An 18,092-nucleotide genomic window follows, 5' to 3' on the forward strand; every position below is an offset into this window, starting at 1 on the left:
ACCTATTCCCCCAGCGCCGTAGATTTAACGGTGTAATAACGCTGTTTGCGAATGGTCTGAATCACCTGGTTAAAATGCGCCAGCAATTCTTGCTCTGAGCCGTATCTTCGCTGCAACGCAGCGTACTCCTCATTGATTTGGCGACGTGCACGTTCAAGGTCTTCAGTTAACAACTTCGCATAGGCATGATCTTCCACACCGGAGGTGCTTCTAGCTGCATTGAGCATGTCTTCAACCAATGCTCGCGCCATCTCAACAGCAATAAATGGTGCCGCTCGTGAAGCAAACGACCTAGCGGCCCCTTCATTTAATGCAGAAAGTGTTCGAATCATGCCGCCAATGCTCGCAGGAGCCGATGTCATAAAAGCCTTTTCGGTGGTGCTAGCAGCTCCTGTATTTCGAGCAAACTTAAAAATAATGCCGTTACTGGAACCTGTACCAAGAAGTAAATTTTCTACTTGGGTTGATAACCCCGTCAGGGTCACGTTAGTGATTGTCGGATTCAGACAGCCGTCTTGTGTCACTGTGTCACATCGGTACATAGCGACGTTACCGCCGTGAATTAGATGCTCAATAGTCACTTTATTGCCATTCAGTCTGGTCAGTTTCGGGGCTTTACCTTGGCCATCAGCGGCATTAGCTAGATCACCAACAATGATCGAACCCGTCACCGACATAACTGCTTCAAGAAAACGGTCATCCCCCGATGCAAACCAGCTTGATGCAGAGTGACGTTTCAGTGCTCGCCAAACCAAGTTGCCTTTAATCGTTTTGTTCACATCAGATGCCGCGACACTTGAAGCATTCTCATATGGGTTCTTACCATTGGATTCACTCCAACTGGTAAAAATGTCTCCAGCCCCTTTAAGTGAGCTCAACATGCTGGCTTCTGTTTGCCCCTTCTTACCAAAGGCGGCTAGGGTATCGTTCACGACTCCCTGAGCCATTTGACAGGAATTGCCGAAATACTCGTTCAACTGCTGGATTTTCTTTTGCAGAGTCTCCATGTGCTGGGAACATTTCTCACACATAGCACTGAGCGCCAATTGGAATGCGTACCCCTTGGCATTTGCCGCTACAGAACGAAGTAATTGAACAAACTGATCAGCATTAACAAATGACAAACTTCCAGCGAACATATCAATGCCGCCACAACCTGCTTGGAATGATGGAGGCACCATAGAGACGAGGTTCTCGTTCATGATTCTGTTACGGACAACAACACTTCCGCCAGATATAACGCCACGCCGCTGACTCTCGAATACACCAGGCGCAGTGGTGTTGGTCATTGAACCAAATAACTGGTTCATCTCCTGTTGCAAGCTTGCTTGGCTTATAGAAGAAAAACCAATCGCACAGGCGATTAGCGATACTTGGAATACTTTTTTCATCGTTATAACCCTCCTTGTGCACGCAGATAGCGAACAAGGAACTCAGGGTCCTGTAATATCTTCTCGTTAAGCTCTTGGGCTGACATCGCGAGTGACACGCCGGGCTGAACAGGTCTGGTTGCATAGTAAGTTTGATCGTCAATCCAACCGGCTTGATGGGCTGCTAGAATGATTCGATTATTGAGCTCATCAAGGCTCATTGCACCTTGGCCAATTGGAGTAATAACATTAGGCGGGTCTACTAAGAACACAGCTGGAACAGTCGTAACGGACAGGGATTGAGCTTGTCCTGAATCGACTTTGTAGTTTGGAAATTCTCCACCAGGTAAAGGCAAGCCATCGACAGCAATAGCAAACACCTTGAAACCGTAGTTCAAGGCCATGGACTCAATAATTGGCGCTTGAGCATGGCAGTAAGGGCAATCCGAACGATAGAAGAAGAACAAGCCAGCCCGTTTTGCTATCTCACCTAAAGCAACATCCCGTTGAGCACCAGCTTCTCGATCCATCCGATTGGCAGCATAGGTCGCCAAGGGTCTGCGACTGATTTCATCCAAAACAGGATCGCCCATGACCACCTGCTGGCTAACATCAGCAAATAGTGAGCCCTTATCCATCATAACGCGCTGAAGATACAGATAGGCTCTGACGTTCTCATTCGTAGGCTCATCAATTGCCTTGTCCATAAACGATTGCATATGCTCTCGGAACCATGCGGCACTGAAGGGCTTTAGCTCACTCTGACTGGACTCCACGACACCAGCTTCCGGCTCTATCAGCTCATCAGGCTGCTCAGGTTCAGGAATGACCTGATACCAAAACCAGCCTTCCTGACCACGCTGATAGAATTGCCCATCACTGGCATGGGCGGGCAAGATGAATAGCAAGAAAATAATGATTGGGATGGTCACCCATAGGATGAACCAAGGGAACAAGGGGGTTCTCATTGTCAGCTCCAGAAAATTTCATAGAGCTAACATGCTAATGATCCCGGTAAGAGCGATTGGCCAGATAGATGAATGAATCGTGTGTTTTTCTGACTAGCTGTTGTGACCAGTAACAACAGCTAATTTTAACGAGCCAAATTTATGATTGGACCGCTTTGAGCGAAAAGCAGAAATTTCTCTCCGCATCATAGTACTCATGCGAAAGTATGCTTTGCTTGATAGAGCGGACATTAACGCCTGAAGTTGGACGGGCTTTTAACCGCAAAATGGCATGTGTCTCAACCACAGTGTCCAGCATCCATTCGTCGAGTTGATTGTCACTCGGATCGTGCTTCTCAGTAAGGCAAGCTAACTTTTTACTACAACAATCATCTTCAAAGCGATCTGCTTCTATTGATTTCCGTAGATCACGCAATTAAGTTGGATTGACAATGTTAGGGGGCGCTAATTTGTCCTTGCTCTGTAGATTAAATATGACTATTCATATCGACATAAGCTCAATGCAACTTGACAGTTTTGTTTTTTTAGCTTACAAAGATATTTTTAATAAGTTTCTAATTTACTGGTTGGCTCAACTTGTTTTAAAAACACGGCGCGCTGGTGCGACTGTTTCATAATGAGCGAGTCCTACAGGCAAATCAGTTGCTGGATTGTTTCTGAATTTGATTTTGGTTTTCCATCTAAATTATCGGCCCTACCCTTTTTATATCAATCGGAGCCTCCTGAGCATTAAATGAAGTCACTTATCTCTGTTCCCAAATTTTCATTACGCAGTTGGTTAATGTCATTATGGCTACCGTTAGGGTTATTAGTTATTGGCTACTTTGTGGCAACATCCATGGTAGATCAGCAACAACAAACCCAAGCAAAGCGAATTAGTGATGCGGTTACTGTCAGGTTAAATCTAATTGCAGCAGGGGTTCAGGAAAAGGTCACGCTGTATCAATATGGTTTGCGCGGCACCCGTGGTGCAGTAATGTCGCTACCCCCTGAGCATTTTGATTACAACGATATGCAGACCTATACGCAAGTGCGAGACTATAAAAGGGAGTTTCCAGGGGCTCGTGGTTTTGGTTTAATCATCAAAGTTGAACCAAACTGCGGCATTTCTAGACCGGATGGCTGCCGAGCGACCAAGCTACAACTTCCAAATCAGGCAGCTTACGCCACACCAAGATAGCCTTTTTGTGATCACCTATATTGAACCTGAGCAAAACAACCGAGAGGCCGTGGGGCTTGATATTGGTTCCGAAGCAATGCGCCGCAAGGCAGCATTAGATGCGGCGTTCAATAACGATGTGAGGTTAACAGCGCCCATTACCTTAGTACAAGCAAATGAGCGAGCTCAACAGGGTTTTTTAATGTTAATGCCGGTATATAAAACAACAACCGTGCCACAAGATAGTCGGCAACGGCTTGAACATTTATTTGGCTGGAGTTACGCCCCAATCCTGATTAACGAAGTCCTTAATTCAGTTGCAGGTCTGGAAAACGATGTCTTTCTGCAAATCAGTGACATTACCGAACAAACGCCAATCGAGTTCTTCAGCCAAGAAGTGAAAGACACTTACGACGCTGCTCTACAACATAAATTAAATCTCTCTGTATTTGGCCGCCAATGGCAGCTGTCGCTTACGCCAACCAATCGCTTTATTAATGAACTGCAACTGCGCTCTGGCACCAGCTTATTTTTTGAAGTAATGGCAGTCAGTACCATCCTGGCCTTTGGCGTGTATCTACTGCAACTTATGTTAATGCGCAGAAGTCAGTTAATCCGTCATAAGCAGGAGCTGGCAAGTATTGCAGAGCAAACTTTACTAAAAGCGAATGCTGAGCTTGAACAGCAGGTCGCACTGCGAACGGCGGAGATTTCACGTGTTAATATCTTGCAGCGCAGTATTCTTAGCAGCGCGGGCTACGCCATTATCGCTACCGATGAAGAAGGCATTATTACGGCCTTTAATCCAGCAGCAGAAAAACTCTTAGGCTATCGCGCAGAGGAGGTCCTTTTCCAACAAACCCCGTCTATTTTTCATCTGCCCGCAGAAGTGGAGCACCATGCCGCTAAGCTGACCACTGAGCTCGGTAGCAACATCGCGGTCGGTTTTGAAACCTTTGTAGCGAAAGCGCGTCTGGGGCAAACGGATAATGCGCGCTGGACCTACCTGACAAAAACCGGTGAACAGGTGCAAGTAAAACTAAATGTCAGTGCACTAAAAGATGAGCAAGGTCAGCTAGCAGGCTTTCTTGGTATCGCGTTTGATTTAACTAAACAACTTAAATACGAAGCGGAACTGGCACAAGCAAAAGAACAAGCTGAGTCTGCTAATAAAGCAAAATCTGAGTTTTTGGCAAATATGAGCCACGAGATCCGCACGCCGATGAATGGAGTTCTGGGATTATTACAATTGGTAGCCAACAGCACGCTGGATCAACGCCAGGCCGACTATATAGAAAAAGCCTATAGTGCAGCTAAGTCTTTGCTTACCTTGTTAAATGATATTCTGGATTTCTCAAAAATTGAAGCCGGTAAGTTGGAGCTAGACCCGCATCCATTTAGTTTGACGGATTTGCTGCAGGATATCGGCCTTGTTTTTTCATCTAGTGCAGAGCAAAAAGGATTGGAAGTGCTATACGATGTCACAGCGGATGTGCCTGAGCATTTGTTAGGTGATAGTTTCCGTATTAAACAAGTCCTGATAAATCTGGTCGGCAATGCCATAAAATTTACTGATAAGGGTGAAATACTCATCTCAATTAGGTCTCAATCACTGCCAGAGGGCGAGATTAACTTGTCTTTCAGTATTAAAGATACTGGGATCGGTATGACGCTGGAGCAACAGAACGTTCTTTTTTCCGGTTTTCAACAAGCAGATTCCTCAATAAGTCGTCGCTATGGCGGGACAGGTTTAGGTTTAGCCATCAGTAAGCGCTTGGTGAATTTGATGGGCGGCGAAATCAGCGTAGTGAGTGAATTTGGTCGTGGAAGTACCTTTAGCTTTAACGTCGTCGTGCGTAAAGCGGAGAAGAAGGCGATTCAAAACTCGCAAACGTTTAATCGTAGTAATGAAAAGTTAAGAGTGTTGATTGTCGATGACAACGACAGTGCGCGAATAATTTTACAGGATATTGCGGTCTCGTTGGGATGGCAGGCAGAGATTGCGTCCGATGCGCAAGAGGCGTCACTATTAGTCAAGCAAGCCCACCGCGATAGTACTCGCTATGATGTCGTTTTCGTAGACTGGCGTATGCCGGGTATAGATGGCTTAACCTTTGCCCGCGAACTACGGGAATCGCATAGTAGCGATGTTTCACTGATTGTAATGATTACCGCCCATGGAAAAGAGCTACTCAATGAGCACAGTATGGATTATGAGCGTTATCTGGATGGATTTTTAATTAAACCTGTTACGAAAAATATGATGTTAAAAGCAGTGGAGAGTGTTGTTTATGGCGAGCCCGACCTACAGCTCCCAAACTTCCACCACCCGCATGAGCAGCTATTGAAGGGAATATCATTTCTGCTGGTAGAAGATAATTTAACGAACCAGCTGGTTGCCAGTGAGTTATTGCAGCAACAAGGGGCAACCATTAAAATTGCGAGTAGCGGTGAGGAAGCTTTAAAAATGCTGGAAAGTACAGCAGAGCGCTTTGATATGGTACTGATGGACATACAAATGCCGGGAATGGATGGCTATCAAACCACACGTGAGATAAGGAAGCTACCTAAACATCAGCTGCTGCCGATTATTGCTATGACAGCGCACGCCATGTCTGATGACATAACCGCTTGCTTGGCCGCAGGTATGCAAGATCACATCGCAAAACCCTTTGATCTTAGTGATTTGACGACCAAGATCCTCAATCATCATAAAGCAGGGAAAACACCTCAGGTCAAACAAGTTAATAAATTAAATCTAAATTTTGATGAGGCAGCGTTAGCGTTCTGCCAACAGCATCATATTGAGCTCGAAGCTGCTGTCCAACGCCTGGGTTATTCTCTGACGATTTATATCAATGTATTAAAGCAATTTAAGCTGGATCTTAGGCAAGCATTACAACAACTGGAGGATAAAACACTTACCCGTAGTAATGCACGATTGTTATTTCATAGCTTAAAAGGTGCCGCAGGCACACTTGGCTTCAGCAATCTAGCAACGCTTGCCACCCGTTTAGAGGATGGTCTGCGTGAGCACAGTGATGATGCTTATCAGGCGGATAACCAGGTTCTGGATAAGCTGAATTTAGCTTATAACACTGCAACAGACTTGCTGAATGTATTACAAGGCGAACAGCAAATAGTCACCGAAAAAGCCCCTGTTAGCTCGCCGGCACAGGCCCATCAGTTAATGACGCTAAAGCAACATCTCAATCATGCTAATATGGCAGCGTTGCCACTTTATCAGCAATTAGCGCCGTCACTTCAAGCTCAAACACCTGAACTAAATGAAAAACTCGAACAAGCTATAGTCAATTTGGCTTTCGAGCAAGCAGTTGTGATAGTTGATAAAATAATAAGTAAATTCCGGGAGTAGTTTCTATGTCAGCTGACACTTTACCAAATGTGGCTATCAGCCAATTCCCTGCAACCATTTTAGTTGTCGATGATCAACCTATTAATATTCAGATTGTCTTTCAGGTTTTAGGCAACGAGTACAATATTCTGATGGCCACAAGCGGCAAACAGGCAATAAAAGTTGCCACGACAGTCGGCCTGATCTCATTTTGTTAGATGTAGTAATGCCTGAGCAGGATGGATTAGAAACATGCAGGCAATTAAAAGCCGATAAACAACTGGCAGATATTCCGGTTATATTCGTCACTGGTTTGCATCATCAAAAGGATGAAGATGCCTGCTGGGATGCCGGTGGCGTCGATTTTATTCATAAGCCCTTTAATGCCAATACCCTACGCAACCGTGTAAAAGTGCATCTAACACTAAAAAGACAATCCGATGAACTGCGCTCTCAAGCATATCTGGATGGATTAACCGGTATTTATAATCGTCGCTATTTTGATAACGTTTTATCAATCCAACTTGCCCAACACAGACGTAATTTAAACCCTCTTGCAGTAATGATGGTGGATATTGACTACTTTAAGAAATATAACGATACGTTTGGCCACTTAGCAGGAGATGATGCTTTACGTAAAGTGGCCAGTGCCCTAAAGCATAGCATGCGAGAGGCTGACATGGTCGCCCGCTATGGAGGTGAAGAATTTGTAGTGTTGCTAGCCGATACCGATATAAATGGCGCAGTAACCGTGGCAAAAAAGATACTGCATCATGTATTGGAATTAGATATCGCACACCCCCAAACTCCCGCCACTAAACTGAGCATCAGTGTTGGCATTGCCGTCGCCGATGAAGCGAAAGGCTACGATAGTAATATTATAGAACTGGCAGACCAGCAGCTGTATTTAAGTAAACAACGTGGTCGTAATACCTATTCGGTTGTACTAGCGTGAGGTCTGGCAAACCTATTACCAAAAAATTACTATCTATGAGTGATTAATTTTAAACTCTGTTGTTACCATGATTTTTACAGCATAATATTGAAACCGGCCAAGATAATTTACACAGAATACTGGGACCATAACCCGCTGCGCTGCTCATCGCCCTTACACTAACGTTCTGCTAACGACTAATAGCGGACTTTAATACCTGCACATTGTAATATCCGCTTCTGGCACAAACGCGATCTTCACTTTGAGCGAAAAGCAGAGATTCAAAACCTCAACATAACCCAGATGCGAATGACCGCTTTACCTTAAAAGTGAGGGCTCAGTAAGGCACTAACTAATTTGGAGGAATGGCAGTATTGGCTTTGATCTGTATCAGCAACATTTGACACTTTGCTAAGCACTGTTTTTCAATTCGTAGTTTTAAGGACAATCAACCTCTATATACTTAAACAAATTCTGCCGCATGGTTTCCCGATTCATGAACGATTCATACTGAATCGCTTTGAATCCTTTGATAGACAAGGTTGTACCTTTTTGGATTTTATTGCTCATAAACTACTAAATCAAAACTCGCTTAATATACCTCACTAAGTAGCTTCTAAAAAATGCAGCTCTTCTATCCGACACGGTTTTCCGTACAAATAGCCTTGGTAGGTTTGACACCCCATACTCTGCAATAAAGCTCGCTGGGCTTCTGTTTCAACACCCTCAGCTATGACTTGCAGTTCCATTGTGTCGGCTAATGTTATAACAGCCTGAGCTATGGCTTTGTCATTACTGCTATTTATGATATCTCGTACAAATCCTTGGTCAATTTTCAACTGATTTATAGGCAATTGTTTTAAGTAGGATAAGGATGAATAGCCTGTACCAAAATCATCGATTGAGAAAGTCACGCCGTGCTGCTGCAACTCTTTCATCTTAGCTTTAACATCAGGAATGTTATTTGCGAGCAACGTTTCCGTAATTTCCAGCTTTAGCAACTGTGGATTTGCACCTGAAGTTTCCAATGCATTTAAAACAGTCTGAACAAAATTATCTTTGCTAAATTGAACTACGCTTATGTTAACCGCAATGCTTAGGTGTTGTTTTTCGGATTCTAAAGACCATTTTGCCAGAGTGGCGCAAGCTTCCTCTAGCACCCATTTGCCAATGGGCACAATCAGACCTGTTTCCTCCGCTAATGGGATAAATTGCAGTGGTGACACCATTCCTTTTTCTGGGTGTATCCAGCGTAATAGCACTTCAACACTAATACACTGCTCCAAGTGATTGACCTGTTTTTGATAGAAAAGTACAAATTGTTGGCTTTGTATTGCAGAGTATAAGTCGCTAATAATTGCTGCTCTTGAGCTTACTTCGACTTGCATTTGCGGGTCAAAAAACTGCACACCATTTCGACCAGCATATTTAGCCTTGTACATAGCCATATCAGCTTGCTTTAACAAATCGTCTTTGGGTAGATTTTCACTGTTAAAAAGTGTTACACCAATGCTTGCCGAACTATTGTAAGTTAGACCGTCAAGATTATATTCCCTTGTTAAATTACTCACGATTTTTTGTGCAAGTCTCTCAGCCTGGTTCGCTGCTAATGCTGGATCATGACTTAAATCTGATGCAATAACAACAAACTCATCGCCGCCTAAACGCGCTACGGTATCACCTTGTCTCACTGAGTTGACAAGACGCTCAGCGACCTGACACAACAGCAAATCACCTTTATTATGACCAGCACTATCATTAAGGTTTTTAAAGTTATCTAAATCAAGAAAAAATAATGCTGAGAAGTTCCTTGTACGAACGCTATGATTTATAGCTCCCGTCATTCTGTCCAACAACAGACGTCGATTAGGTAGCAATGTTAATGGGTCATAAAATGCTAACTGGTGAATTTCATTTTCACGTTGTTTACGCTCAGTGATATCCCTGACAACACCGATAAAGTTAACTTCACCAGCCATTTGAACTTCAACTACACCAAGCTCGATTGGAAACATAGAACCATCTTTGCGCAAGGCCTCAAGCTCACGAATACGCCCAGTAATGTCACTGACACCACGTTCTATATAATTTGATAAGTAGCTATCGTGATGCTCTCGATGAGGTGACCCCATCAACATGCTAATATTTTTGCCAAGCGTTTCATCTTCCGTATAGCCGAAGATTTCCTGTGCGGCTTGGTTAAATGTCAGAATTTTACCACGACCATCAATAGTAATAATGCTATCAAGCAACCCTTCAACAACAGCTTCCATCTGCCTTGACTTATCACTAAGCGCTTTTTCTGCAATTATTTGGTCATTGATATCAAAATGCGTACCCAATAACCATAGAGCTTTGCCATCATTTGATCTCGATGACACACGCCCTCTGGTATTTATCCATATCCATTCACCATTTTTGTGTTTCATACGAAGATTGGCTTCATATATAGGAATAAGACCTGCTGCGTGCTTTTCAAGAATAGTTGCACAATAAGCCAGGTCATCAGGATGCGTTAACCTCTCCCACGTGCTTCTGTTTGCAGGTAATAACTCAGAAAGAGTGTAACCCAGTAATGCGGCCCATTTATCATTGATAATCAACTCGCCTGTTTGAATATTAAAATGCCATGTGCCTATATTGTTAACGTCTATAACGGCTTTAAGTAAGTTCTCACTGTTTCGAATGAGCTCTTCATCCTGCTTCTCTTTGGAGATGTCTGTTTCAATGGCAATGTAACCGCTTAACTTACCTTCCTCATTGAACATTGGGTTACAAGCTATTCTCACCCAGTAGGAATTTTGCGCTTTTGAATAATTTACAACATTAACATTAAAGCCGTTCTGTTGAGCAAGCGCATCTCTCATTATTGCAACAATGGCAGGATCAGTGTCGGGCCCTTGTAATAACTCCCCAGGCTTTTTACCCTGCATTTCTTCAATGCTATACCCTGTAAGAAAGGAGAAGGCTTCATTAATCCATATAACTCGACCTTTGACATCAGTTATTACCACGCCATTGGTTGTCTGCCTTGCAACTTCAGAAAGGCGTCTTATTTCTGACTGCGCTTCAACTTGTGCCGTGGTATTGCGTATGACCACCAATACCTCATTATCATCAATTTTTTTGTATCGGGCTTCGAACGATTGATTTGACTTTTCAAACGTGTGGTTATGATGAATCACATCGTTGTTACAAAAGGCTTGCTTGAGGCACTCTACGAGTTGATGACCTAGCTCATTGGGTAGTATCTCATGAACGGTACGCCCCAAAATCGCTTGTTGAGGTTTAAGTAAGTCAGGATGCTCTTTGCAAACCAAAAAACGAAAGTTTCGGTCAATAACAAATACCATATCAGGCAGTGTTGCCAGTATTGAGGTTGTTCTTGCCATGCCTTTTAAAAACTGCTCTTGAAGTCGAGCGTGATCTTCTTTGGCAATTTCATACTCAACCATATCTGCAAATTCGCGCAGTTCTTGCTGTTCTTTTGCTGAAAAAACTCTAGCCTTGGAGTCAATAAGACATAGGGTACCAATAGGTTGCCCGCTAGGCTCTTTTAAGGGAGCACCTGCATAAAAACGAATATGTGGCTCATGGGTAACTAAAGGATTCGACGCGAAGCGTGCGTCTTCTGTTGCATCTGAAACAATAAAAATATCATCATGTAATATCGCATGGCCACAAAATGAGATATCACGATTTGTTTCGCAAACATCAAGCCCAACCTTTGATTTAAACCACTGCCTATCACTATCAACCAAAGATATGAGACATATTGGCACCTCAAATACGGACGCAGCTAATCTGGTAATGCGATCAAATCGCTTCTCAGCTGGCGTATCCAGCAAATTAGTTCGCTGTAATGCAAGTAAACGAGCCGCTTCATCAAAAGGGAATTCAGGTGCGTTCAAAACGTTACTCCAATAATTTGCTGCTTAATCGATTATTATCAATTGTACTGCAAGAATACACTGTTAAATGTTTTAGGCTTTCACGTGAAAGATTACCGATTAAACCGTACTACCAGTTCATGAAGCTCATCAGCAATCTTGTTCAAATAAATAATCGTCTCTGAAAGCTGCATCGAGCTGTCATTACTTAAATCGGCAAGCGTTGAAATATTTACTATTTGCCGGTTAATGTCCTCAGCAACATGAGCTTGCTCTTCCACTGCTGCAGCCATTTGGGTCGACATAGAGGCGATTTGACCTATGGATTCTGAAATACCGCTTAACATTTTGCCGCTTTCAATAACATTAGAGAGTCCCTCTTCGGCATCAATAGCACCTGCATCAGCGACGTTCACAGCATCACCTGCGCGTTGCGTTAATTCGGTGATAATACCGTAGATGTCTTTAGTCGATTCTTGAGTTCTCTGGGCAAGACTTCTTACCTCATCGGCAACCACGGCAAAGCCTCGACCTTGCTCACCTGCACGAGCGGCCTCAATAGCAGCGTTAAGGGCAAGTAAGTTGGTTTGATCTGCAATCTGTTCGATTATTTGCGCGGCACTGGCGATACGTGAGGTTTGTTCTGACACACCGCGCACAGAACTACCAATTTGCTCTACCGTTAGTTTTAGCTTTTGAATAGAGTCGCGGGTAACATTCGCCACCTTAGTGCCTTTTACTGCAAGATGGTTAGCAGTATCAGCCTGCGTAGCGGTATCACTGACATGCTTAGATACTTCGGCAATAGTAGTCGACATTTCATTCATCGCAGTAGCCACCTGAATGGTTTCTGCTTGCTGACTTTCAATGTCTTTTCTGGTTTTATCCGTTAATTCTGCGCCTTTCTCCGATTCCTTAGCGACAACAAGTGCTGCACTTTCTATGCGGGTAATGACAGTGCCTAAATGCGCTAACTGACTCAGAATAGCCACTTTTAGCTTACCTAAATCACCGGTTTCATCTGTATAACTTTTTACCGCCAGTTCATCTGAAAATGCATGGTTAAGCATGTCGTTCAGCGCATTGAGGGTTTTCTTTCTGCTTAATGATACCCAAATAGCAAAAATGACCACTGAGACTAGCAGTACACCCTCAGAAATTTCTTTGAAACCGAAGCCGAATAAACCCGCACACAGGGCTATCGATAATACTAAGAAGGCATTCTCAAGCGATATGGGTAAAGTAGAGCGACTACTTTTTCCTGCATTGATATCACGATAAGATTAGTCGCCCGCTCCACGTCCTGACTTGAGGGGCAGGAGCGAACTGATTCATAGCCTATTACTCTGCCATTCTGTGTTACAGGCGTCACATACGCATCCACCCAATAATAGTCGCCATTTTTACAGCGGTTTTTTACAAGACCCATCCATGGCTTACCGGATTTCAAATAGTGCCACATCTTTTTATATGCCTCTGGTGGCATATCCGGGTGCCTAACCATATTATGAGGCTGTCCAATCAGCTCGTGCTTTTGAAAGCCACTGACTTCAACAAAGGCATCATTACATTCAAGAATAGTTCCTTCAGTATCAGTCACTGAAATCAGTTTAGCTGTACTTCCAAATGTTTTCTCTCGATCAGTAACTGGCAGGTTTTTACGCATAAATGTTCCTTATTTGTGCAGGGCATTATAATTCAGTAGCTTAGTATGCTTTGCAATATAGTATTTTAATTATAGAAAGGGAAGCTCTAATATCAAGATTTTCAGCAGACTCAAGCGCATCCTGCACATCGATACCAAGATAACGCACTGTGCTTTCGATTTTCTTATGACCGAGTAACAGCTGAATGGCGCGTAAGTTTTTGTCTCGCTTGTACAGAATAGAAACCTTAGTTCTGCGCATGGTGTGAGTGCCATACAAACCGCTTTCTAAACCGATGGATGACACCCATTTATGGACTATGAGATCATAAGCGCGGGTGCCAAGATGAGGCACAGTATGCTTTCGTGATGGGAATAAATAGTCAGTAGCGTTTAATTTAGCGTATGCTATCCAGTCTCGTTGTTTTGTAGTGACATCGGGTTATCGACTGAGTCGCAGAAAAAATAATCAGATTTGATTTTTTCATTAATAATGCCTAGCAAACCATTACAGGCTCAGCATTGAAAGATGATACAGGTAGGGCGTTAATGACGATGACTGTGCAAATAAACGTCGTCGAACAAGCGTGATATTTTGCTTAAGTATTGACCGCTTTAAGCTGCAAAGCAGTCTTTGCTGATGATCTGGTGCAATCTCCGCTTTTGGCACATAAGTAATATTCATAAAGTGCGAATACTACATTAGCTTACTTTACTGCAAAAACCGTAACCAATGTCTTCATTGAGTCACCCGTAATCATAACAAAGTACATCTTGCTCTCCACGTGCTGCCAGAATTCGGCCTCTTGTGCATATTTTTTTGCTTTTTTAGTAGCGACGCTTTCTGGTAACTCGGCTTTAGTTAGCGCAGAACATAACAGCTTTGTGCACAAAGCCTTCCAAGGATGCTTAGGTACACCGTCTGAAAGCCTTTCCACAAACCGTTCCAGTGCATGACGAGTCACCACGACAGGTCCAATGTTCGGAACGTTGATGACCTCATCGATTTCTCTCACTGTAGCATTATCGACGCTGTATTCTTCGAAGGAATGTGAGAGCCAATCGTCCCGTTTCTCTACCGAGATCTGTGCTTCCTGGTATCGAGTAAGCAAAAACCTAGTCAGGATGTACAGTGAATGCTGAGTTGAGCGTTGTTTCTGTAACTTTTTGATGGCTCCTTTACTGACTCGGATTTGAAGCCCATTGCCGCTTCGGTTACTGCCCATCACCTCTTTCACTGACAAGAGGTGATGAATAGCATAGAGCTCAGCTGCAATTGGCTTTTGCTGCTCAGGTAGCTTGTCGTATTGCTCACCTAAATTGACCTTTAGCTCGCCACCTCTTCGAATGCCGGTCTTCCAGTAAACCGTAAACTCACCATCAATCTGCTTTGTTAACAGGGTTAATACCATCATGTTTGTTTCTCCTATTGGTTATCTATTTTTCATTCTCCATGTTTTTTCAAATATGCAAGGCGCAAAAAAAGGGGCCGAAGCCCCTTGGATCAGATATGAACTTTCGGAAAGCCGATGGCACCGTAAACATTCAGCACATCATTCCAATCCCAACTTTTCACGCCAAGTGACGTTGGTATCGGAGGGATCAACACTTGTGTCAGAATGCCTTTTTGCCAGGCTTTTTTCTTGAGTTCATTCGCTGCCTTCAGGCCGGTCTCAGAGAGATCGTGATCTGCCCAGATGTACAGCATTTTCACATTACTTGGTGGTTCAAACCTAGCCAGTAGCGTTGCATTCACAACCGACCAACATGTTTGCCCCGTTGCTCTGGTTACCGCTAGGGCCGTTTCTATACCTTCAGAAACACCTAGTACTTCACCAGGCTCACCTATAGGAATGGCACCACCAGTTATTGTTCTCTCACTTGGTATCGGCATCATCTTTTTAGGCTTTTCAACCGGCGCTTTGAATCCATCTTCACTTAGGTAGATCCGATGGAACGTGGCCGAACGCCCTTGCTGCGTAACGATTTTACCTAGCAGCGCTGGGTAGCTATCGATAAACAGACCATCTTCATCATGGTAAGGCAAGTTTGGATGAAACCTCAGCACCGAATCCCATTCAGGACGAAGCCGGGTAACAATGCCACGACGATGCAAGTAGTTCCAAACTGGTTGCGCACGAGTATCTGCAAGAGATAGCGTTTCTCCCCAGGTTTGATTCAAGCGATGGATAATCGCTTTGTCCTCGTCCTGCTTTCTAGCCTTCCAATCAACTGCGTTACTCGGTATTGGCCGAATAGACGCTTGTATTTGTCCGGGTTGAATACCAAGAACCTGGCCGATTGCTTCAATAGACTGAGCAAAGTTCCATCCATTAATCCAAGACAACAGTTCAAAGCCATCATGAAAGATCCCGCAGGTGTTACAAACGCCACCTCCGGTATATTCAGCATCTTTGAACAGCCTAAAGCCATCACGACCGCCATGAACAGGACAAGCCACATGACGGCCTTTTCGAGCAATAGCGGCATCAAGTTCAGGCACCAATGCCGCCAAGACTTGAAGCCATTGGCCATTAAGATATGGCCTTACTGTTTCAATCTGTAAAGGTAACGCCATATAACCTCCTTAAGTAAAATGCCGACTCCTACCACAGGTGGTAAAAGTCAGCTTAGGTCCTGCATTAGCCGTTCGGTTAATACAGGCGCGTTAGTCAAGCTGGATACCATGTCGTCTTAATAGCCACATGATGGAGTCACGAAGCACATCAGGATCGACAACCGCAGCCATCGCGCAAACACGAAAGCAAAATGGCGCTAATTCGTCATTTTGAATCCACGACAACACATCCTTTCGCAACCGAGTACTGACACGGCCATCCAGCAATACTCGGATCGCATCCAATAGAATGCCTTCGCGTAACTGCCAGATTTCCGTGTCAGACCAAGTGACTGGGGCATCATCAAACTCAAATAGAAATTCGAGCTGTGATGATGTGTGTTGATGGGACTGCTTTTGTGATGTAGGAGAATGGGCAATGCGCCCATTCATTAAAGATAACCGCGTTCGGCAAGCGAAACGCAGCCCTCGGATGCGACCACGACATGGTCAAGCGTTCGAATATCAACAAGTGACAAGGCGTCACGGAGTCGATGAGTGATGCGTTTATCAGCTTCACTGGGTTCAGGATCACCCGATGGATGGTTATGAACCAGTATCACTGCTGCCGCATTAAGCTCTAGCGCACGCTTTGTTACTTCCCTTGGATACACGCTCGCCGCATCTAAAGTGCCTTTGAACAGCTCTTCAAATCGAATAACGCGATGCTTTGTATCAAGAAACAGTACACCAAAGACTTCGTGCTCATACTCGTGCATCAGTGTTTGCAGGTATGAGAACGCCGACGATGGCTGTTCAATTTTTCGACCTTTAGTCAATCGACCACGGGCAAGTTTAAGCGCCATATCTAAGATATCCGCTTCAGTCACTTGGTCAGGAACGATGTAAGTACCGGCTTCTTCGCCAGCTAAGAACTTTTTGTTTTTCATAGGAGTCTCCAAAAAAAAGCGGAGACGAACCCATGCCCTGACGGGGACGGAATCGTCCCCGCAGGGTGGTAAAGTTGATGTGGTTACTGAATTAACAGTTGTTGTGTTACTTCGAATAACTCTCGCTTTAGATCTTTGACGTCATTAATCACGATGCTTTGAGGAAAGAATTTCTCAACACTGCGTGTTTGAATCCCTATTCCCAGCAGCTCAAAGCCACTTCGTCTGCACCGGTCAACAATGTCATGCGTAGCAGCCCAATCATCTGGGTCACCATCCGTTAGCACTATCATTAGCTTTCGCTTCTGTTTTTGTGCTAACAAACTGTTTGCAGCAAACCACATCGCTTGTGCCATAGGCGTACAACCTCGTGGTTTTTGGTCAAAACAGGCGGCCCGATGTCGAACCGATTGCTTGGGCAATAACGCGATAGAAACTTCCTGATGAATACCAGGAAAATAACTGACCGCAGGTACAACACCCGGTATGCCTTCCAGTGCCATGGCCAAAGCCAAAGCGGCTTCATTGGCAACATGAAAGTACTTTCGATTACCTTCGCCAATGGGTTTACCCATTGAACCCGATATATCGACCAGCAAGTGCACAGCAGCATTAGGCGCAATGCGAGGTTGCCTTTGAATAAACAATCTCGACTCACCTGCTTGTGAAGCGGCAAGACGATGGGTTGCAACTCGAAGACCGTGCCTTTTGACATGATTCCGATTGTCCTGACTGGACTGAACCATGCCCCTAAGTCGGGCTCGAATTTGAGCAGACTCCGACGCCGATAAGGTCAAAATAGCCTCATCACCCAACATTGCCTGCTCTGCTTGGGGCAAACTGAGTGGAGTGACGCCCTGATGTCCTTCAGCTTGTTCCGACAACACTTCTGCCACTTGTGCAAAGGTATCGGGTTCAAACTGAGCGGCACTGGCCTCTAAGGCTTGTCGCAAGTTGTCAGCTTGATCAGAGTTATCAGAATCACCCGTTTCAGCAGCATCCCCTGTTGCAGACGAACCTGTTTCCGGGGTTTGACTGTCACTACTGCTATTGCTGTCATTACTCGAATCTTGTCCAATGTCATTACCGCTATCAGCATCCGACTCATCCTGTGGTGGACGAGATTCTTCTTCCAACATGGCAACGATGGCATCGACAAGTTTCAGCACTTCACCTGTAGACCCCACGGCTAGCGCATTTTAATCCCAGATTCTAACAGGGTTGAGCGATAATCATCGTCTAGCCCTGCCATTTTCTTTTTTCT

12 protein-coding genes and 2 pseudogenes are annotated in these 18,092 nt (G+C 44.4%); 4 read left to right on the forward strand and 10 right to left on the reverse strand.

The annotated features are described in order from the left end of the window. Nucleotides 1–2: 2 nt before the first annotated feature. Nucleotides 3–1,391 carry a conjugal transfer protein TraH gene (locus HUS62_RS20070; protein ID WP_064663595.1) on the reverse strand — a complete coding sequence of 463 codons (1,389 nt, stop codon included), beginning with the start codon at nt 1,389–1,391 and terminating at the stop codon, nt 3–5. Nucleotides 1,392–1,393: 2 nt separating this feature from the next. Beyond that, nucleotides 1,394–2,338, reverse strand: coding sequence for a thioredoxin family protein (locus tag HUS62_RS20075; protein ID WP_064663594.1), 945 nt, complete (start codon nt 2,336–2,338; stop codon nt 1,394–1,396). A gap of 781 nt (nt 2,339–3,119) precedes the next feature. Here HUS62_RS20075 and HUS62_RS22935 point away from each other — a divergent pair. Genes HUS62_RS22935 through HUS62_RS20085 form a run of 4 tightly spaced genes read left to right on the forward strand, consistent with a single transcriptional unit; the run spans nt 3,120 to nt 7,807 of the window. Next, nucleotides 3,120–3,518, forward strand: a complete 399-nt coding sequence (locus tag HUS62_RS22935) for a hypothetical protein (RefSeq protein ID WP_220095083.1) — start codon at nt 3,120–3,122, stop codon at nt 3,516–3,518. After that, entirely contained in the window at nt 3,457–6,873 is a 3,417-nt protein-coding gene (locus HUS62_RS20080; protein WP_220095084.1) for a response regulator, read from the forward strand. The genes HUS62_RS22935 and HUS62_RS20080 overlap by 62 nt, the downstream gene beginning before the upstream one ends. Nucleotides 6,874–6,878: 5 nt before the next feature. Further along, entirely contained in the window at nt 6,879–7,070 is a 192-nt protein-coding gene (locus HUS62_RS23250; protein ID WP_258536824.1) for a hypothetical protein, read from the forward strand. An 8-nt stretch (nt 7,071–7,078) separates the two neighbouring features. Then, nucleotides 7,079–7,807, forward strand: a complete 729-nt coding sequence (locus HUS62_RS20085; RefSeq protein WP_258536825.1) for a diguanylate cyclase — start codon at nt 7,079–7,081, stop codon at nt 7,805–7,807. 584 nt (nt 7,808–8,391) lie between these two features. On the opposite strand, the gene HUS62_RS20090 is transcribed toward HUS62_RS20085, so the two are convergent. The 8 genes and pseudogenes from HUS62_RS20090 to HUS62_RS20125 all read right to left on the reverse strand — a co-directional run. After that, entirely contained in the window at nt 8,392–11,697 is a 3,306-nt protein-coding gene (locus HUS62_RS20090) for an EAL domain-containing protein (RefSeq protein WP_175080913.1), read from the reverse strand. Between the two features lie 92 nt (nt 11,698–11,789). Continuing rightward, a pseudogene (locus tag HUS62_RS20095) lies at nt 11,790–13,342 on the reverse strand (methyl-accepting chemotaxis protein). A gap of 40 nt (nt 13,343–13,382) precedes the next feature. Continuing rightward, complete coding sequence (locus HUS62_RS20100) at nt 13,383–13,733, reverse strand: tyrosine-type recombinase/integrase (protein WP_282658488.1); 351 nt, start codon at nt 13,731–13,733, stop codon at nt 13,383–13,385. Nucleotides 13,734–14,028: 295 nt separating this feature from the next. Further along, a complete protein-coding gene (locus HUS62_RS20105; RefSeq protein WP_055647252.1) occupies nt 14,029–14,736 on the reverse strand; it encodes a hypothetical protein in 708 nt (235 codons plus the stop codon). An 89-nt stretch (nt 14,737–14,825) separates the two neighbouring features. Then, nucleotides 14,826–15,899, reverse strand: coding sequence for a primase-helicase zinc-binding domain-containing protein (locus HUS62_RS20110; protein WP_175080914.1), 1,074 nt, complete (start codon nt 15,897–15,899; stop codon nt 14,826–14,828). A gap of 90 nt (nt 15,900–15,989) precedes the next feature. Then, nucleotides 15,990–16,331, reverse strand: a complete 342-nt coding sequence (locus tag HUS62_RS20115; RefSeq protein WP_032482365.1) for a hypothetical protein — start codon at nt 16,329–16,331, stop codon at nt 15,990–15,992. Continuing rightward, complete coding sequence (gene radC, locus HUS62_RS20120; protein ID WP_113603046.1) at nt 16,331–16,828, reverse strand: DNA repair protein RadC; 498 nt, start codon at nt 16,826–16,828, stop codon at nt 16,331–16,333. Before radC ends, HUS62_RS20115 begins: the two co-directional genes overlap by 1 nt. An 83-nt stretch (nt 16,829–16,911) precedes the next feature. After that, nucleotides 16,912–18,018 (reverse strand): annotated as a pseudogene (locus tag HUS62_RS20125) (VWA domain-containing protein); the annotation flags it as partial. Nucleotides 18,019–18,092 lie beyond the last annotated feature (74 nt).

The organism is Pseudoalteromonas sp. 0303, from assembly GCF_013349995.1.
GTDB lineage: Bacteria > Pseudomonadota > Gammaproteobacteria > Enterobacterales > Alteromonadaceae > Pseudoalteromonas.